Raw genomic sequence first — 18,176 nt, forward strand, 5'->3', positions numbered from 1 at the left:
GGCGACGGGTGGGCGGGTGACAGGCTGCGGGCAGTCTGGGGGGACAGCGTGGAAGTCTAATCCGCGGCACTGACAAGCGGCGGGCACTCGGGGGTACCGTCGAGCGTTGGACAGGACGGAACACCTGTCCCGAATGTCATGCACCACCTGGCACCACCTGTTACCTGGAGGCACCCCGCGATGTCGGTCCCGCAGCCCACCGCTGAGCAGCGCGGCGAGCAGATCCTCGCCGTCTTCGACACCGCGTTCGGTGAGCTGCTCGCCGCGGACCCCGCCGCGTTCCGGGTGAAGTTCCGGAAGATGGCCGCCTCCGCCTTCGCGTTCTACCGCGGCACGGCCTGCCTGTTCTACGCGGACCTGGAGCGCGAGCAGCACGGCGGGCCCTTCCTGGACGACCGCACGGGCCGGGTATGGATCCACGGCGACCTGCACGCGGAGAACTTCGGCACGTACATGGACGCGCAGGGGCGCCTGATCTTCAACGTGAACGACTTCGACGAGGCGTACGTCGGGCCCTTCACCTGGGACCTGAAGCGCTTCGCCGCCTCGGTGGCGCTGATCGGCTACACGAAGGCGCTGAGCGACGAGCAGATCACCGACCTGGTGCGGATCTACGCCGCTGCGTACCGCGAGCGGATCCACGACCTGGCGACGGGCGCCAAGAGCGACGAGGTGCCGCCCTTCACCCTGGACACCGCCCAGGGCCCGCTCCTGGACGCGCTGCGTGACGCGCGCTCGCTGACCCGCTTCGGGCTCCTGGAGTCGATGACGGAGATCCGTGACTTCGAGCGCCGCTTCGCCTCCGGCGGCGGTTCCATCGAGCTGGACGCGGCCACCCGTTACAAGGTCCTCGCCGCCTTCGACGGCTATCTGGAGACGCTGCCGGAGTCCTCGCTCAGCCGCCCCGACTCCTACCGTGTGAAGGACGTCGTCGGCCGCCGCGGCATCGGCATCGGCTCGGCGGGGCTGCCCTCGTACAACATCCTCCTGGAGGGCAACAGCGACGCGCTGGAGAACGACGTCGTGATCTACCTCAAGCAGGCCCAGACCCCGGCCGTCTCGCGGCACATCACCGACACCGCGATCCGTGACTACTTCCAGCACGAGGGCCACCGCACGGTCATCTCGCAGCGCGCCCTGCAGGCGCACGCCGACCCGTGGCTCGGCTGGACCGAGCTGGACGGCTCCGGTCAGCTGGTGGCCGAGGTCTCCCCGTACGCCGTGGACCTGGACTGGTCGGACATCGACGACCTGGACGAGATCGCCGCGGTCGTCGCCGACCTGGGCCGCGCCACGGCCACCATGCACGCGGCGGCGGACGACGAGAGCGGCCACTCCGACCTGGTGCCGTTCTCCACGGAGCGCGCGATCGACGCCGCCATCGCCGCCGACGAGGACGGCTTCGGGGATCTGCTCGTGGACTTCGCGCACGAGTACGGCGCACGGGCGCGACGCGACCACCAGATCTTCGTGGACCTGTTCCGCAACGGCCGGATCCCCGGCCTGTAGGCGTCGGGTGATGTGCCCCGTGCAACTCATAGACACCCTTTAGGGCTGTCTTACAGGAACACATGGCACACTCGCTTGCGCGATGGACATAGCCGGGACCCACCTCAGAGCCGTGCGCGCGGCGCTCTTCACGGCCCTCGTCGTGATGCTCTCCGCCGCGTCGCACGTTCTGCTGTCCCGCGCCCCACTGCCGCTGGCCACGGTCGCCGCGATCGCCGCGGGTGTCTTCGTCATCGCGTACGCACTCGCGGGGCGTGAGCGCGGCTATGCACGCATCGCCGCCCTGCTGATCCCCCTGGAGCTGGCCGCCGACACGGTGTTCACCACCGGACAGCACGTCTGTTACGGCCAGGCGGGCGGCCCCGTCGCGGGACCCCTGCGCTCGGTCGGCTTCGACGTGCTGTGCGGCGGCAGCGTCGGCACCCCACTGGCCCGGATGGCCGGCGCCGATGGGCACCGCGCCGCCGTTCTGCTCACCGACGCCGATCCGCGCACCGCCTGGCTGCTGCTCGGCGCGCACATCGGGGTCGGCCTGCTCGCGGCGGCCTGGCTGCGGCGCGGGGAGCGCGCCCTGGCCCAGCTCCTGCGCGCGGTGACCGCCGCCACCTTCCGGCCGCTGCTGATCGCGGTCGCCGCGGTGAGCATCCGGCCGCGGCCCGTACGCCGCCTGCCGCGCCCGGCCCGCCGGGTCACGGCCGTGCGTACGCGGCCGCTCGTGCACTTCGTGGGACGGCGTGGACCGCCGTGCTCGGCCGCCTTCGCCTGAGCACGACCGTCCCCACGTACGTAACCCCCTACGGAGAACACCATCATGAGCAAGCGCAACAGCCAGGCGGCCAAGTCGGCGGCCCGCGAGCGGATCCGCGCCCAGCAGGAAGCCGAGCGCAAGCGCGAGCAGCGGAAGCGGCAGACGATCGTCGGCATCTCCGTCATCGCGGTCCTGGCGATCGCGGGCGGCGTCGGCTACGCCGTGATGCAGGCCAACAAGCCCAGCCACTGGGACGCCGCCAAGGACGAGAAGCTGGTCAAGCCCGCGAACTCCTCGGGCGCGGACGGCACGACCGTCGTCATCGGCAAGGACAGCGCCAAGAAGACCCTCAAGGTCTACGAGGACCCGCGCTGCCCGATCTGCGCCAGCTTCGAGCAGACCGTCGGCCCGACCGTCGAGAAGGACGTCGAGGACGGCAAGTACAAGATCCAGTTCATCGGCGCCTCGTTCCTCGACCGCAACCTCACCGGTGAGGGCTCCAAGAACGCGCTCAGCGCGCTCGGCGCCGCCCTGAACGTGAGCGACCAGGCGTTCGTCGACTACAAGAAGGCGTTGTTCTCCAAGGAGAACCACCCCGCGGAGACCTCCGACAAGTTCAAGGAGGACTCGTACCTCCTCAAGATCGCCAACGAGGTCCCCGAGCTCAAGAAGAGCGCTTCCTTCAAGAAGGACGTCAAGGACGGCACGTACGACCGCTGGGCCATCGAGATGTCGAAGAAGTTCGACGACAACAAGGACAAGGTCGACGGAACGCCGGCCTTCGTCATGGACGGCAAGAAGCTGACCGGCGCCGACCAGAAGAACGCGCCCTCGACGGTCGAGGAGTACAAGACGGCCATCGACGCGGCTCTCAAGGGCTGACCAACGGCTGATCGACGACTGATCAACAGCTGACCAAGGGCTGAACCAGCACAAAAGCCGCACGCCGAGCGGCTGTTGGCGGAAGAGCGGGCGAACTTTTACCGGTCGCCCGCTCTTCGCGATTACTGATCAGTAAGGTAATCGCCCGTGACCAGTCGAACCGGCGCCCAGACGCCACTCAACTCCTCAGCCCCGCGCCGCCGCGCGGTCGTCAAGGCCGCTGCCGCCACCGCGGTCATCGCGGCCCCGCTCGCCGCCGCTCCCTCCGCACACGCCACCGAAGGGCCCGCATTCCACCACGGAGTGGCCTCCGGCGACCCGCTGCCCGACGGTGTGCTGCTGTGGACCCGTGTGACGCCCGTGCCGGAGGCCACGCCCGGGTCCGGCAAGGGGCCTGACACCGAGGTGAGTTGGGAGATAGCCGAGGACAAGGGCTTCACCCGGATAGTCGGCCGCGGGAGATCCACCGCGCGGGCCGCCTCCGACCACACGGTGAAAGCGGACGTAAGAGGCTTGCGCCCTGCCACCGCCTATTACTTCCGCTTCTCCGCGGGCGACACCCACTCCCCCGTGGGCCGCACCCGCACCACCCCCGCGCACGACGCGGCCGCCCCCGGCGTCCGGTTCGGCGTGGTCTCCTGCGCCAACTGGGAGGCCGGCTACTTCTCCGCGTACCGCCATCTCGCGGCCCGCACCGAACTCGACGCGGTCCTGCACCTCGGTGACTACCTCTACGAGTACCCGAGCGGCGAGTACCCGGCCGCCAAGTACGTCGTACGTCAGCACGAGCCGAAGCACGAGATCATCACGCTCGCCGACTACCGCACCCGGCACGGCGTCCACAAGACCGACGCCGACGCGCAGGCGATGCACGCGACGCACCCCGTGATCGCGATCTGGGACGACCACGAGTTCGCCGACAACACCTGGTCGGGCGGCGCCGTGAACCACTCCCCCGAGACCGAGGGCGACTGGGCGCAGCGCATGGCGGCCGCCAAGCAGGCGTACTTCGAGTGGATGCCCGTACGCCCTTCTACTGAAGGCACCGTCTACCGCCGTCTGCGCTTCGGCAAGCTGGCCGATCTGCACCTGCTCGACCTGCGCTCGTTCCGCTCCGAGCAGGCGGGCATCGGCAGCGGTGCCGTCGACGACCCGGACCGTACGCTCACCGGCCGCGCCCAGCTCGACTGGCTGAAGGCCGGCCTGGACTCGTCGGACGCCTCCTGGAAGCTGGTCGGCACCTCGGTGATGATCTCGCCGGTCGCCTTCGGGTCCGTGCCGGCCCATCTGCTCGGCCCCCTCGCGGAGTTGCTCGGCCTGCCCAAGGAGGGCCTCGCCATCAACGCCGACCAGTGGGACGGCTACACCGACGACCGCAAGGAACTCATCGCGCACCTGGTCGACAAGGCCGTGCGCAACACGGTCTTCCTCACCGGCGACATCCACATGGCCTGGGCGAACGACGTGCCGGTCAAGGCCGCCACGTACCCCGGATCGCCGTCCGCGGCCACGGAGTTCGTGGTCACGTCCGTGACCTCCGACAACGTGGACGACATGCTGCACGTCGCCCCGCACACCCTCTCGCTGGTCGCCGTGGGCGCGATCAAGGCGGCCAACCGCCATGTGAAGTGGCTGGACATGGACTCGCACGGCTACAGCGTCCTGGACGTGACGGCCGAGCGCTCGCAGATGGACTACTACGTCCTTTCCGACCGCAAGGACCCCAAGGCGACCTCGTCGTGGGCCCGTTCGTACCGCACGCTCAGCGGCACCCAGAAGGTCGAGCGGGCGTACTCCCCCGTGCGCTGACCCGGGTCACGCGTGTCGCCGACGCCCTTTACTCTTGCGGCATGAGCGGCCAGGGGGACGTGATCGACGGGCGCTTCGAGCTGCTGGAGCGGCTCGGCAGCGGAGGCATGGGCACGGTGTGGCGGGCGCGCGACACCGTGCTGCACCGCGAGGTGGCCGTCAAGGAGGTGCGGCCCGCGGGGCCCGAGCTGACGGCCGAGCAGTCGCGGGTCCTGCGGGAGCGGGTGCTGCGCGAGGCCCGCGCGCTGGCCCGGCTCAATCACCCCCATGTGGTGACGATCCATCAGATCGTCGACACTCCCGCGTCTCCCCACCCCTGGCTGGTGATGGAGCTGTTGCCGGGGCGCACTCTCCAGGACCGCCTGGAGCAGGGCACGCTGACACCGCGCGAAGCGGCGCGCATCGGCCGCGAGCTTCTGTCGGCCCTGCGGGTCGCGCACGCCGCGGGCATCCTGCACCGGGACATCAAGCCGGCCAACGTCCTGCTGCGGGAGCGGTCGCCGCAGGACGCGGGAGGCGTCCCTTCCGTGGTCCTGACCGACTTCGGCATCGCCTCACTGCGCGGCTCCACCCGGCTCACCGCCACGGGCGACCTGATCGGCTCTCCGGAGTACATCGCGCCCGAGCGGATCCGCGGCACCGGCGAGGGCCCGGCGGCCGACCTGTGGTCGCTCGGCCTCGTGCTGTACGTGGCCGTGGAGGGCGTCAGTCCGCTGCGCCGCGCCACGAGCCTGGCGACGCTCGCCGCCGTGCTCGACGAGCCGGTGCCGCCGCCGGTCCGCTCCGGCCCGCTCGCGCCGGTCCTCGACGCCCTCCTCGTACGGGACCCGGCGCTGCGCCCGGACGGGGAGCGGCTCGACGCGATGCTCGCCGCCGTGGCGGACGGGATCACGTGGCAGCCGACGGAGACCTCGGAGCGGCCCGCCGTCGACGTGGGACCGCCGGCCGACGTCAACGCAGGACCGCCGCCCGCCGTCACGGTGGGACCGCCACACGCCGAGCCCCGAAGACGTACGCCTGTGATCGTCGCGGTGGTCGCCGTGGCGCTCGCCCTGGTGGCCGGTGCCGCGCTGGTGCTCGCGCTGCGGGGCGGGGCCGGTACGGGCGGGGAGGAGGACAAGGGCGGCGGGAGCTCCTCAGCGGGGGCTTCGTCCGAGACCTCACCGGAGCCCACGAAGGGGTCCAAGAGCCCCTCCCGGAGCGGAAGTTCGGGTCCGAGTGAGACCCCGCCCCGGAGCGAGAGCCCCGACCCGACCACGCCACCGGCATCCTCCCCCGGCGCCCCGCCCGCCTCGGGCAGCTGGGTCGCCCAGCTCTTCTCCGAGCCCGTCGGCAACGGAGAGGCCGCCCGCGACCGCAGGCTCGCGGCCGTGCGCAAGGACGTGCCGGAGGCGGCGTATGTACGCAGCGACGACTACGCGTCGCTGCGGCCGGGCTTCTGGGTGATCTACGCTCCCGGGCCCTTCGCGGACGGCCGGGCCGCCCTGCGGTTCTGTGCCGAGCACGGCAGGACGTCCGGCAACGAATGCGTCGGGCGGTATCTCAGCTCCAGCGGCGGCGATTACGGCCTGCAGTGCAAGCCGCCGGTGAGCGCCCCGGTGGGGCGCTGCACGCGCGCGTGAAGTCGGCTGGAGGGTTCCCCGGCGACTAGAGGGTCTCCAGGAAGCCCAGCGCCGTCCGCCAGGTCGACTCCGCGGCCTCGGCGTCGTAGTCGTCCAGGTCGGGGTCGGTGTACAGGTGCCCTGCGCCCGCGTAGCGGTAGACCTCCACGTCGGCCCCGGCCCGCCCCATCTGCAGGTACCACGCGCTCAGCCAGTCGTCCGTCTCGAACGGGTCGGGCTCGGCGACGTGCAGCTGCACCGGCAGCTCGTCCACCGTGGCGTTCTCCGCGATGTCGGAGGTGCCGTGCAGGAGCAGAAGACCGCGCGCCTTGTCGTCGCCGAGCGCGAGCGTCTGCGCGGTGGCGGCGCCGAAGGAGAACCCGGCGTAGACGAGACCCCGCTCGGAGTAGGGCGCCGCGGCCAGGATGGCCCGCTTCAGGAGCTCGTCCTTGCCGAGCTCCTCCTTGAAGGCCATGCCTTCCTCGACGGTGTCGAAGGTGCGCCCCTCGAAGAGATCGGGGGTCCACACCTGGTGCCCCGCCGCGCGCAGCCGGTCGGCCGCCGCGTGCACCGCGGGCCGCAGCCCGTACGTCGAATGGAAAAGCACGATGTTCATGAGGCCATCGTGCCACCTACTCTCGGAGGCATGGAGAACGTACTGCGTCCGTTGATCGTGGTCGGCGGCTCGGTCGTGCTCACGCTGGCCGTCGGGTGGCTGGCCGACGTGCTGCTGCGCCGGGCCGACACCCGGCACCCCGACGCCCCGGTGTGGGGCCTCCTGCGCCGCTGCCGGCTGCCGCTCCAAGTCGTCCTGTGCGTGGCCCTGCTGCGCGGCTCGTACGACCAGGCGCAGATCGCCGAGGACCACTCGGCGGGGATCGGCAGAACACTCACCCTGGTGCTCATCGGGTCCATGGCGTGGCTGCTCGTCCGCATCGCGGCGGCCGTCGTGGAAGCCTCGTACGCGCGTTACGCCGCCGCCCACCGCGACCCGGCCCGGGTGCGCCGGGTGCGCACGCAGGTCACGCTCATCCAGCGGGTGGTCACCGCGGTCGTCTGTGTGGTGGCCATCGGCGCGATGCTGCTGACCTTCCCCGCGATGCAGGCGGCCGGAACGTCGCTCCTCGCATCGGCGGGCGTGCTCGGCATCGTCGCGGGCGTCGCCGCGCAGTCCACGCTCGGCAACCTCTTCGCCGGACTGCAGATCGCCTTCGGCGACATGGTGCGGCTCGGGGACACGGTGGTGGTGGACGGCGAGTGGGGCACGGTCGACGAGATCACGCTGACCTTCCTGACCGTGCGGACCTGGGACGAACGCCGGATCACGATGCCCGTGTCGTACTTCACGTCGAAGCCCTTCGAGAACTGGTCGCGCGGCGGCGCCCAGATGACCGGCACGGTCTTCTTCCAGCTCGACCACAGCGCGCCCGTACAGGAGATGCGCGAGAAGCTGCGGGACATCCTGCGCGAGTGCGGCGCCTGGGACGGCAGGGACTGGGGCCTCGCGGTCACGGACACGACGCCGAACACGATCCAGGTGCGGGCCCTGGTCACCGCCAAGGACGCGGACGACATCTGGACGGTGCGGGTCACGGTGCGCGAGCAGCTGATCGGCTGGCTGGCCGAGGAGCATCCCTACGCGCTGCCGCGGGTCAACACCGCCTGGGCCGAACTGCCGCCGGACGGCGAACGTCCGCATACGGCGCCGCCGATCGTCCCGCGCACGGGGCGTGGCTGACACCGCGCCACGGGCCCGGGGCTCAGGGACGCAGACTGCGTACGTCGAGATGGTGCAGGACGCGGTCGACGATCTCGGGGTCGGCGCCGGGCTCGCTGCGCGCCGCGAGCACCTCGTGGCGGGCGGCGGACATCATCTCGCGCTGGATGCGCTGGACGGCCTTGAGCCGGTCGACGCGCTTGGCGTACCGCTCCCGCCGCTCGTCGTCGACGATGTCGGGGCTGATTCTGGCGCCGATGTCGAACGCACCGCGCTGCAGCCGCTCCTGGACGTCCTCCGGCAGCTCCTCGACCTCCTCGATCTCCTTGAGCCTGCGCTTGGCCGCCTTGGCCGCACGGACGGCGAGCTCCCGCTCGATGGCCCGCTCGACATCGGTGTCCGCGCGCACGCCGAGCTTCTTCACCAGCCAGGGCAGGGTGAGCCCCTGGACCACGAGGGTCGCCATGATGACGCAGAACGCGATGAAGATGATCTCGTCGCGGGCCGGGAAGGGATCCCCGCTGTCCGTCTTCAGGGGGATGGCGAGCGCCAGCGCGACCGATGCGACGCCGCGCATCCCCGACCACCACATGACGACGGTCTCGCGCCAGGTCGTGGGAATGTCCTCGTCGTAGTCCCTGCGCTTGTGCAGCTTCTTGGCCAGCCATGTCGCGGGCAGCAGCCACACCAGTCGTACGCCGACGACGACCGCCACGATCGCCGCGCCCCAGCCGAGCATCCGCAGCTCGCGGCCCTCCGACGTACCGAAGACGTTGTGCAGTTCGAGCCCGATGAGCCCGAACGCGACCCCGGTCACCAGGGTGTCGACGATCTGCCAGAACGCCTGCCCGGTGATCCGTCCTTGTACGTCGTCGGCGTCCGCGGCGTTCTCCGCGAGATAGAGCGCGGTGGTCAGCACCGCCAGGACGCCGGAGCCGAGAAGCTCCTCGGCCAGCACATAGCTGACGAAGGGCACGAGCAGCGTGAGGCCGGTCTGCAGGGTGGCTTCGCCGAGCAGCCCCATCAGCTTGTTGGTGAGCCAGCCGAGCGCGAGCCCCACGGCGACGGCGACCACCCCGGAGAGCACCAACTGCCCCACCGCCGACGGCCAGGAGAACGTCCCGCCGACCGCCGCCGCGATCGCCACGTGGTAGAGCACGATCGCCGTGACGTCGTTGAAGAGCCCCTCCCCCTCCAGGATCGACACGAGCCGCCGGGGCAGCCCGAGCGACCCGGCGACGGCGGTCGCGGCGACCGGGTCGGGCGGCGCGACGAGCGCCCCGAGCGCGACGGCCGCGGCGATCGGAAGCCCGGGAACGACCGAATTGGCGACCGCCGCCACGGCCGCGGTCGTCACGAAGACGAGCGCCACCGCGAGCAGAAAGATCGGGCGTCTGTTGGCCGTGAACTGCCGCCAGGAAGTGCGCTGGACGGACGCGTACAGCAAGGGCGGAAGCACCAGCGGAAGGATGAAGTCCGGCGGGATCTCGACGTTCGGCACCCAGCTCACAAAGGCGAGCACGATCCCGGCCAGGGTCATCAGAACGGGCGCGGGCAGCCCGAACCACTCCCCCAGCGGCACGGTCACCACGGCGCCGAGCAACAGAACGAGCAGCAGCGCCAGTTGGTCCACGGTGCGCCCTCCGGCGGTCGGCAAGTCAGACGATCAAGACCTCAACCCTGCCACGCATTCCGCCCGAACCGGACCAATGCGGCGCCACAGCGGGCCGGATCTCCGACCGCCGGGCCGCGTCAGGGGGCGACGTCGTCGTAGCGGCTGCCCACCTTGGCGGCGTTGAGGTAGGCCGTGGCCTCTCCGGTGACGCCGTCGGAGCGGTACACGCCCCACTTGTCGGTCACCCAGTCCGCGCGCAGCGTGGCGGCCTTGTACGTCGAACTGCCCCTCAGGTCCTGCCGCTTGCCGTCGTACCAGAACTGGACGGAGCCCTTGGCCGGATCGTCGGACACCTTGATGCCGACCACGAAGTGATGCCATTCGCCGGTCTTCAGAGGCGCGTCCCACAACTGGGTCGTCTTCAGATCTGGATCGGCGTACTCGAGGTCGATGGTGCCGTTGCCGCGCGCCCTGATCGACAGGGGCGGCGTCGCCGCTCCGCTGCCGTAGTCCTTGAGCTGCCACAGGGCGACCCAGTCCCCGGCGTGGGTGGGCAGCGGGTTCCACATAGCGCGCCAGCCCACGTAGACGGTGTCGCCCTCCTGGAAGCGCAGCCGGGAGCCGTCCGGCCTCTTGTGGCCGCGGGTCTCGACGCGCACCCGCTCATCCGGATCAACCTTGTCGCCCGACGTGTAGAGCTTGTACGTCTTGCCGTACTGCCCCTTGGGGTCGTCGACGACGCCGACCGTGCCCGGCTTGGTCTCGACGCCCTCGAAGACGCTGGTGCCCTTGGCGGGGTCGGCCTGCCAGAGCGAGGCCGCGGTCTCGCCCGCGGAGGCGTTCCAGGTCCCGGCGAGCCCGAGGGCGCCGATCGCGGCCATTGCGCTGGCCATGCTCATGACAGTACGACTTTTACGGTGCTTCCTGGGTGCTGCGGTGCGCATCACGAGCTCCGTGAAGGGAGGGGAGGTGGGATGGCGCGAAGGTAGGGGCCGTCGAGGGCGCCCGTCAAGACCAACTGGAAAGTTTCCTAACGGTTCATCGCGGATCCCCGCCGCTCGCTAGGCCAGCGCCTTCCGCATCGCCCGGTGCGGAATCCCCGCGTCGGGGAACTCCGGGCCGTAGACCGCATAACCGAGCCGCTCGTAGAACCCCAGCGCATGCGTCTGCGCGTGCAGGTCGACGGCGGTCAGGCCACGCGCGCGTGCCGCGTCCTCGATCGCCCGCACCAGGGCCGCCCCGACACCGAGGCCGCGCGCGGCCTTGGTCACCGCGAGCCGGCCGAGCGCGCCCACCTGGGTGTCGCCGCCGTTCTTCGCGGCGGCCGCCGCGCCGGTCAGCAGTCGGCCGGTGCCCAGCGGCAGTCCGTCCGCGCGGACCGCGATGACATGCGCCGCCCCGGCGTCGTATGCGTCGTACTCGAGGTCTTCGGGGACCTGCTGCTCGACGACGAAGACTTCCTTGCGGACCGCGAAACAGGCCTCCAGGTCACCGGGGTCCACAGCGACCCGGCAGACGAAGGCGTCAGCCCCGGCGCTCACGAGCTCTCTGCCCGCACGCGGTCGAGCGCCTGCTGGAGGTCTTCGGGGTACTGGCTCTCGAACTCGACCCACTGGCCGTTCCCGGGGTGCTCGAAACCGAGTCGCACCGCGTGCAGCCACTGGCGGGTGAGGCCGAGCCGCTTGGCGATCGTGGGATCCGCGCCGTACGTCAGGTCGCCGACGCACGGGTGCCGATGTGCCGCCATGTGAACGCGGATCTGGTGCGTGCGCCCCGTCTCCAGCTTGATGTCGAGCAGCGAGGCCGCGCGGAACGCCTCGATGAGGTCGTAGTGCGTCACGGAGGGCTTGCCCTCCGCCGTGACCGCCCACTTGTAGTCGTGGTTCGGGTGCCGGCCGATGGGGGCGTCGATGGTGCCGCTCATCGGGTCCGGGTGGCCCTGCACCAGCGCGTTGTAGCGCTTGTCGACCGTGCGCTCCTTGAACTGGCGCTTCAGCGAGGTGTACGCCCGCTCGGACTTGGCGACCGCCATCAGGCCGGACGTGCCGACGTCCAGGCGGTGCACGATGCCCTGGCGCTCGGCGGCACCGGAGGTGGAGATGCGATAGCCCGCTGCCGCGAGGCCGCCGATCACGGTCGTCCCGGTCCAGCCGGGGCTCGGGTGCGCGGCCACGCCCACCGGCTTGACGATCACCACGATGTCGTCGTCGTCATGGATGATCTCCATGCCCTCGACGGGCTCGGCGACGATCTGCACCGGGGCGGGCGCCTGCGGCATCTCGACCTCCAGCCAGGCGCCGCCGTGCACACGCTCGGACTTGCCGACCACGCTGCCGTCGACCATCACCTTGCCTGCCGCCGCCAGCTCGGCGGCCTTCGTACGGGAGAACCCGAACATGCGCGAAATGGCGGCGTCGACGCGCTCGCCTTCCAGGCCGTCCGGTACGGGCAGGGTGCGGATCTCGGGAATCGTACTCACCCATTGAGTATGCAGGAGCCCACTGACACTCCCGCACCACAGCCGCCCGCCGGAGGCCCCGGGGGAAGGCCCCTGGGGGATCAGTCCTTGTGGACGGTCCCGTCCGGGTCCAGGCCGCGGAAGGACAGGATCACGATCAGGAAGCCACCGCACACGATCGCCGAGTCCGCGAGGTTGAACACCGCGAAGCCCTTCGGAGCGATGAAGTCGACCACTGCGCCCTCGAAGACACCGGGGGAACGGAAGATCCGGTCGGTGAGGTTGCCGAGGGCCCCGCCGAGCAGCATGCCGAGCGCGATCGCCCACGGCAGGCTGTAGAGCTTGCGGGCCAGGCGGGCGATCACGACGATGACGGCCGCCGCGATGCAGGTGAAGATCACGGTGAAGGCCTCACCGAACCCGAAGGCGGCGCCCGCGTTGCGGATGGCCTCGAACCGGAGCCAGTCGCCGACGATCTCGATCGGCTCGTGGTGCTCGAGCTTCGCGACGACGATCATCTTGCTGACGAGGTCCAGGGCGTACGCGAACACGGCCACCGCGAACAGGACGAGGATCCGGCGCTTGCCCTTGGGCTTCTGCTCGTCCGCCGAGTCCTGCTCGTCCGGCGAAGCCTGCTCGTCCTGCTCGCCCCGCGCGTCCTGCTCGCCGCGAGCGTCCTGACGCGCGGCGTCGGAGCCCGAGTCGGACTGCTCCGGCTCGGCTCCCCCAGCCGCCTCAGGGGTATCCGGCGTACCGATGATGCGCTCCGCCTCTGCCACGTGAGTCCCTCAACCTAGGTACCTGACTGGGGACGAGGGTACGGCACACGCGTACGGCCCCACGTGGCCAGGCCGTGGTCAGTAGCGCCGTTCCTGCTTCTGCTTGCACTCGACGCACAGCGTCGCGCGCGGGAAGGCCTGCATCCGCGCCTTGCCGATGGGATTGCCGCAGTTTTCGCAGATGCCGTACGTCCCCGCGTCGAGCCGCTCCAGGGCGCGCTCCGTCTGAAGGAGCATCTCGCGCGCGTTGGCGGCCAGCGACATCTCATGTTCCCGCGTGATGTTCTTGGTGCCGGTGTCCGCGTCGTCGTCGCCGGCGCCGTCCCCGGGGTCCCGCATCAGGCCCGCCAGGGCGTCCTCGGAGGACGTGATCTCAGCTCCGAGCCGCAGCGCCTCGCTCTGCAGCTCCGCGTGCGCCTCCCCGACCTCCTCCGGGGTCCAGGGATCCTCGCCGGGCCGGACCGCCAGCTCACCGGGCTTCGCGGCGGCGACACGTGCCTTGGGCACCGCGGTCGGCTTCTTCGCTGCCGTCGCCGTGCCCGGAGTCTTCTTCGCAACCACTGTCGTGGCTCCCGTCGTCTCCGCGGCCTGAGCCGCACCCTCGGCCGCGGTCGCGGCCGCCTTCTTGGCTGTGCTCTTCTTGGCCGTGCTCTTCTTGGCAGCCGTCTTCTTCGCCGGAGGGGCCGCGTCCGCCGGTGGCGCCTTCTTGGCCGCCACCTTCTTGGTGACGGCCTTCTTGGCAGCCGTCTTCTCGGCCGCCGCCTTGGCAGCCGTCTTGGCAGCCGCCTTGGTGGCCGTCTTCTTGGCCGTCTTCTTCGCGGTGGCCTTCTTCGCGGTCGTCTTCTTGGCCGCCGCCTTCGCCACCTTCTCCGCCTTCTCGGGCTGTACCCCGTTCGCTCCCTGCGTGGCCGCGCCCGTGGATCTGCCCGACGCCGAATGCTGTACGGCGGTCTTCTTCGCCACCATGGCCGCGGCCCCTTCACATATTGTGATCTTGCTCGCGAATCGTGCTGGGACGATAAATCGACTCAACGCCCGCGGCAACGGGGCACGCCGCCCGATTCGCCCGCCCCACGGGTGCCGCGCGGCGGGCATGCAAGCGTTGTGCCCAGCTCCCCGCCCGGTAATCCGCCAGGCACCGGCGGTCAGGATCCGGACGCTCAGCATGTCGCCATTCGGGTCAGTCCCCGAGGTCTCACCCGCACCGGGCGCCCACCCCGGCGGGACCTCCGCCCCGGGTGGCCAAACGGGCTTAAAATTGGGTACGAGCTAGGAAGGTGCGCCATGCGCAAAGTCACCGACTGCCGCGAATTCCCGAGCGAGACCCACTGCACCCTCGCCATCTCCGGCGAAGAGGAAGAAGTGGTCCGCGCCGCCAGCGAGCACGCCGTTTCTGTCCACGGGCACACGGACGGCCCCGAGCTGAGGAAGATGATCCGCGACTCCCTCAAGGACGAAGTCCCCCAGCACGCCTGAGCAGGCCCCTCGCCGCTCCCTCCGACCGCCCGCCGAAAACCGGTCGGCCGGGTCCGCCACGGCCCCGTACACTGGACGGAGCGAGAAGCGTGGATGGGGACGAGTAGCGGCGTAAGCGGCCATGAGCGACCCGGGGACGGTGTGAGCCCGGGGGCAGGCGCGACGTGAAGATCACCCCGGAGCCGCCGGAAGAAGGCCGAAGGCCAGTAGACCCGGCATCGCGACCCCAATGAGGGGGCTTTCCCGTGCGCCACACGCGTAGGGAAGGCCAAGGAGGGTGGTACCGCGGGAGCGCGACAAGCGGCTCTCGTCCCTCCGACGGAACGGAATCGTCCGCCGGAGGAAGCGCGTTGAACACGCAGCCGCAGTACCGCCAGGTGCCCGCCCAGGTCGACCTGCCCGCCCTTGAGCACGCCGTGCTCGACTTCTGGCGCGAGCAGAAGATCTTCGCCAAGAGCCTCGAGCAGTCCGAGGGACGCCCCGAGTGGGTGTTCTACGAGGGCCCGCCCACGGCCAACGGCATGCCGGGCGCCCACCACATCGAGGCCCGCGTCTTCAAGGACGTCTTCCCGCGCTTCCGCACCATGCGGGGCTACCACGTCGCCCGCAAGGCCGGCTGGGACTGCCACGGCCTCCCCGTCGAGCTCGCGGTCGAGAAGGAGCTCGGGTTCAACGGCAAGAAGGACATCGAGGCGTACGGCATCGCCGAGTTCAACGCCAAGTGCCGCGAGTCCGTGACCCGGCACACCGACGCCTTCACCGACCTCACGACCCGCATGGGCTACTGGGTCGACCTCGACGACGCGTACCGGACCATGAACCCGGAGTACGTCGACTCCGTCTGGTGGTCCCTGAAGGAGATCTTCAACAAGGACCTCCTGGTCCAGGACCACCGCGTCGCCCCCTGGTGCCCGCGCTGCGGCACCGGCCTCTCCGACCACGAGCTGGCGCAGGGCTACGAGACGGTCGTCGACCCCTCCGTCTTCGTCCGCTTCCCGCTCACCGGCGGCCCGCTCGCGGGCGAAGCGGCCCTCCTCGTGTGGACGACCACCCCCTGGACCCTCGTGTCCAACACCGCGGTCGCCGCGCACCCCGATGTCACGTACGTCGTCGCGACGAACGGCGAAGAGAAGCTCGTGGTCGCCGAGCCGCTGGTCGAGAAGGCTCTCGGCGAGGGCTGGGAGACCACCGGCCAGACCTTCACCGGCGCCGAGATGGAGCGCTGGAACTACCAACGCCCCTTCGATCTTGTGGAGTTCCCGGCTCCGGCCCACTTCGTGGTCAACGCCGACTACGTGACCACCGAGGACGGCACGGGTCTGGTCCACCAGTCCCCCGCCTTCGGTGAGGACGACCTCAAGGTCTGCCGCGCGTACGGCCTCCCGGTCGTGAACCCGGTGCGCCCGGACGGCACCTTCGAGGAGGACGTCCCGCTCGTAGGCGGTGTCTTCTTCAAGAAGGCCGACGAAAAGCTGACCGAGGACCTGGGCGAGCGCGGTCTGCTCTTCAAGCACATCCCGTACGAGCACAGCTACCCGCACTGCTGGCGCTGCCACACGGCGCTCCTCTACTACGCGCAGCCGTCCTGGTACATCCGCACGACGGCCATCAAGGACCGCCTCCTCCAGGAGAACGAGAAGACCAACTGGTTCCCGGACTCGGTCAAGCACGGCCGCTTCGGCGACTGGCTGAACAACAACGTCGATTGGGCGCTGTCCCGCAACCGCTACTGGGGCACCCCGCTGCCCATCTGGCGCTGCGAGGAAGGCCACTTGACGTGTGTCGGCTCGCGCGCCGAGCTCTCCGACCTGACGGGCACCGACCAGGCGGACCTCGACCCGCACCGTCCGTACATCGACGCGGTCACGTTCCCCTGCCCGACCTGCCAGGAGACGGCGACGCGCGTCCCCGAGGTCATCGACGCCTGGTACGACTCCGGTTCGATGCCGTTCGCGCAGTGGGGATACCCGCACAAGAACAAGGAGCTCTTCGAGAGCCGGTACCCGGCGCAGTTCATCTCGGAGGCCATCGATCAGACCCGCGGCTGGTTCTACACGCTGATGGCCGTCGGCACCCTGGTCTTCGACAAGTCGTCCTACGAGAACGTGGTCTGCCTCGGCCACATCCTCGCCGAGGACGGCCGCAAGATGTCCAAGCACCTGGGCAACACCCTCGACCCGATCCCGCTGATGGACCGGCACGGCGCCGACGCCGTGCGCTGGTTCATGGCGGCGGGCGGCTCCCCGTGGGCGGCCCGCCGCGTGGGCCACGGCACCATCCAGGAGGTCGTCCGCAAGACGCTCCTCACGTACTGGAACACGGTCGCCTTCCAGGCGCTGTACGCCCGTACGTCGAAGTGGGCCCCCAGCGACGCCGACCCGGCGCCCGCCGACCGCCCGCTCCTGGACCGCTGGCTGCTCAGCGAGCTGCACGCGCTCACCGACCAGGTCACCCAGGCCCTGGAGGGCTACGACACCCAGCGCGCGGGCAAGCTCCTGTCCACGTTCGTCGACAACCTCTCCAACTGGTACGTACGCCGCTCCCGTCGCCGCTTCTGGCAGGGCGACAAGGCGGCCCTGCGCACCCTGCACGAGGTCCTGGAGACGGTCACGCGCCTGATGGCCCCGCTGACGCCGTTCATCACCGAGCGCGTCTGGCAGGACCTGGTGGTGCCGGTCACTCCGGACGCCCCGGAGTCGGTCCACCTGACGTCCTGGCCCGAGGCCGACCTGTCGGCGATCGACCCGGACCTGTCGAAGCAGATGGTGCTGGTGCGCCGCCTGGTCGAGCTGGGCCGTGCCACGCGCGCCGAGTCGGGCGTCAAGACCCGTCAGCCGCTCTCCCGCGCCCTGATCGCGGCCACGGGCTTCGAGTCGCTCAACCCGGAGCTGCACTCCCAGATCACGGAGGAGCTCAACGTCTCCTCGCTGGCGTCCCTCTCCGAGGTCGGCGGCTCGCTGGTCGACACCACGGCCAAGGCCAACTTCCGCGCCCTGGGCAAGCGGTTCGGCAAGGGCGTCCAGGCGGTCGCCAAGGCCGTCGCCGACGCCGACGCGGCAGCGCTGTCCCTGGCCCTGCGCGAGGGCACGGCCTCGGTCGAGGTCGACGGCGAGACGGTGACGCTGGCCCCGGATGAGGTCATCATCACAGAGACCCCGCGCGAGGGCTGGTCGGTGGCGTCCGACTCCGGTGCCACGGTCGCCCTTGACCTGGAGATCACGGAGGAGCTGCGCAGGGCAGGCCTTGCGCGTGACGCGATCCGCCTGATCCAGGAGGCCCGCAAGAACAGCGGCCTGGACGTCGCGGACCGGATCGCCCTGCGCTGGACCTCCACGGACCCGGCCGTGATCACGGCCCTGTCCGACCACGCCGACCTGATCGCGGACGAGGTCCTCGCCACGGACTTCGGCCAGGGTCAGGCGGACGACACCTACGGCGAGACATTCACGGACGAGTCCTTGTCCCTGACGTTCCGCCTCCGCAAGGCGTAGCCGCCCAGCCCTCCGGGCGCCGCCGAAGGCCCGTACCCACCAAAGAATCTTGGTGGGTACGGGCCTTCGGCGTTGCGTGCCCACGCACAGA

15 protein-coding genes are annotated in these 18,176 nt (G+C 70.4%); 8 read left to right on the forward strand and 7 right to left on the reverse strand.

Annotation, left to right across the window (positions count from 1 at the left end):
• The first annotated feature begins 180 nt into the window (after positions 1–180).
• The 5 genes from AB0O76_RS24875 to AB0O76_RS24895 all read left to right on the forward strand — a co-directional run bounded on the left by AB0O76_RS24875 (position 181) and on the right by AB0O76_RS24895 (position 6,570).
• Positions 181–1,509, forward strand: coding sequence for a DUF2252 domain-containing protein (locus AB0O76_RS24875; protein ID WP_365495277.1), 1,329 nt, complete (start codon positions 181–183; stop codon positions 1,507–1,509).
• Positions 1,510–1,591: 82 nt separating this feature from the next.
• Positions 1,592–2,275, forward strand: coding sequence for a hypothetical protein (locus AB0O76_RS24880; protein ID WP_365495280.1), 684 nt, complete (start codon positions 1,592–1,594; stop codon positions 2,273–2,275).
• Between the two features lie 45 nt (positions 2,276–2,320).
• Entirely contained in the window at positions 2,321–3,139 is an 819-nt protein-coding gene (locus AB0O76_RS24885; RefSeq protein ID WP_365495283.1) for a thioredoxin domain-containing protein, read from the forward strand.
• 147 nt (positions 3,140–3,286) lie between these two features.
• Positions 3,287–4,948: an alkaline phosphatase D family protein gene (locus AB0O76_RS24890; protein ID WP_365495286.1), complete on the forward strand. Its 1,662-nt coding sequence runs from the start codon at positions 3,287–3,289 to the stop codon at positions 4,946–4,948.
• Positions 4,949–4,989: 41 nt separating this feature from the next.
• Positions 4,990–6,570: a serine/threonine-protein kinase gene (locus AB0O76_RS24895; protein WP_365495289.1), complete on the forward strand. Its 1,581-nt coding sequence runs from the start codon at positions 4,990–4,992 to the stop codon at positions 6,568–6,570.
• A 25-nt stretch (positions 6,571–6,595) separates the two neighbouring features.
• On the opposite strand, the gene AB0O76_RS24900 is transcribed toward AB0O76_RS24895, so the two are convergent.
• Positions 6,596–7,165 carry a dienelactone hydrolase family protein gene (locus AB0O76_RS24900; protein WP_365495292.1) on the reverse strand — a complete coding sequence of 190 codons (570 nt, stop codon included), beginning with the start codon at positions 7,163–7,165 and terminating at the stop codon, positions 6,596–6,598.
• A gap of 30 nt (positions 7,166–7,195) precedes the next feature.
• Here AB0O76_RS24900 and AB0O76_RS24905 point away from each other — a divergent pair, with 30 nt between their 5' ends.
• Entirely contained in the window at positions 7,196–8,287 is a 1,092-nt protein-coding gene (locus AB0O76_RS24905; RefSeq protein WP_365495295.1) for a mechanosensitive ion channel domain-containing protein, read from the forward strand.
• A gap of 22 nt (positions 8,288–8,309) precedes the next feature.
• On the opposite strand, the gene AB0O76_RS24910 is transcribed toward AB0O76_RS24905, so the two are convergent.
• From AB0O76_RS24910 to AB0O76_RS24935, 6 genes are all read right to left on the reverse strand, one after another.
• Entirely contained in the window at positions 8,310–9,899 is a 1,590-nt protein-coding gene (locus tag AB0O76_RS24910; protein WP_365495298.1) for a Na+/H+ antiporter, read from the reverse strand.
• A gap of 119 nt (positions 9,900–10,018) precedes the next feature.
• Entirely contained in the window at positions 10,019–10,774 is a 756-nt protein-coding gene (locus AB0O76_RS24915; RefSeq protein ID WP_365495300.1) for a heparin lyase I family protein, read from the reverse strand.
• Between the two features lie 168 nt (positions 10,775–10,942).
• Positions 10,943–11,422, reverse strand: coding sequence for a GNAT family N-acetyltransferase (locus AB0O76_RS24920; RefSeq protein WP_365495303.1), 480 nt, complete (start codon positions 11,420–11,422; stop codon positions 10,943–10,945).
• Positions 11,419–12,360, reverse strand: coding sequence for an RluA family pseudouridine synthase (locus AB0O76_RS24925; protein ID WP_365495306.1), 942 nt, complete (start codon positions 12,358–12,360; stop codon positions 11,419–11,421). The genes AB0O76_RS24920 and AB0O76_RS24925 overlap by 4 nt, the downstream gene beginning before the upstream one ends.
• An 80-nt stretch (positions 12,361–12,440) precedes the next feature.
• Positions 12,441–13,118, reverse strand: a complete 678-nt coding sequence (lspA, locus tag AB0O76_RS24930) for a signal peptidase II (RefSeq protein ID WP_365495308.1) — start codon at positions 13,116–13,118, stop codon at positions 12,441–12,443.
• 78 nt (positions 13,119–13,196) lie between these two features.
• Positions 13,197–14,084, reverse strand: a complete 888-nt coding sequence (locus tag AB0O76_RS24935; RefSeq protein WP_365495311.1) for a TraR/DksA C4-type zinc finger protein — start codon at positions 14,082–14,084, stop codon at positions 13,197–13,199.
• A gap of 318 nt (positions 14,085–14,402) precedes the next feature.
• Here AB0O76_RS24935 and AB0O76_RS24940 point away from each other — a divergent pair, with 318 nt between their 5' ends.
• Positions 14,403–14,594 carry a DUF1059 domain-containing protein gene (locus AB0O76_RS24940; RefSeq protein WP_365495314.1) on the forward strand — a complete coding sequence of 64 codons (192 nt, stop codon included), beginning with the start codon at positions 14,403–14,405 and terminating at the stop codon, positions 14,592–14,594.
• A gap of 350 nt (positions 14,595–14,944) precedes the next feature.
• A complete protein-coding gene (gene ileS / locus AB0O76_RS24945) occupies positions 14,945–18,085 on the forward strand; it encodes an isoleucine--tRNA ligase (protein WP_365495317.1) in 3,141 nt (1,046 codons plus the stop codon).
• Positions 18,086–18,176: the final 91 nt, after the last annotated feature.

Origin of the sequence: Streptomyces sp. NPDC086554 (assembly GCF_040686095.1) — a bacterium.
Lineage (GTDB): Bacteria > Actinomycetota > Actinomycetes > Streptomycetales > Streptomycetaceae > Streptomyces.

What these genes read in the sequence shown, in the direction of transcription:
- AB0O76_RS24875 (WP_365495277.1), top strand. Translation starts at nt 181, where the DNA reads ATGTCGGTCCCGCAGCCCACCGCTGAGCAGCGCGGCGAGCAGATCCTC.
- AB0O76_RS24880 (WP_365495280.1), top strand. Translation starts at nt 1,592, where the DNA reads ATGGACATAGCCGGGACCCACCTCAGAGCCGTGCGCGCGGCGCTCTTC.
- AB0O76_RS24885 (WP_365495283.1), top strand. Translation starts at nt 2,321, where the DNA reads ATGAGCAAGCGCAACAGCCAGGCGGCCAAGTCGGCGGCCCGCGAGCGG.
- AB0O76_RS24895 (WP_365495289.1), top strand. Translation starts at nt 4,990, where the DNA reads ATGAGCGGCCAGGGGGACGTGATCGACGGGCGCTTCGAGCTGCTGGAG.
- AB0O76_RS24900 (WP_365495292.1), bottom strand. Translation starts at nt 7,165, where the DNA reads ATGAACATCGTGCTTTTCCATTCGACGTACGGGCTGCGGCCCGCGGTG.
- AB0O76_RS24905 (WP_365495295.1), top strand. Translation starts at nt 7,196, where the DNA reads ATGGAGAACGTACTGCGTCCGTTGATCGTGGTCGGCGGCTCGGTCGTG.
- AB0O76_RS24915 (WP_365495300.1), bottom strand. Translation starts at nt 10,774, where the DNA reads ATGGCCAGCGCAATGGCCGCGATCGGCGCCCTCGGGCTCGCCGGGACC.
- AB0O76_RS24935 (WP_365495311.1), bottom strand. Translation starts at nt 14,084, where the DNA reads ATGGTGGCGAAGAAGACCGCCGTACAGCATTCGGCGTCGGGCAGATCC.
- AB0O76_RS24940 (WP_365495314.1), top strand. Translation starts at nt 14,403, where the DNA reads ATGCGCAAAGTCACCGACTGCCGCGAATTCCCGAGCGAGACCCACTGC.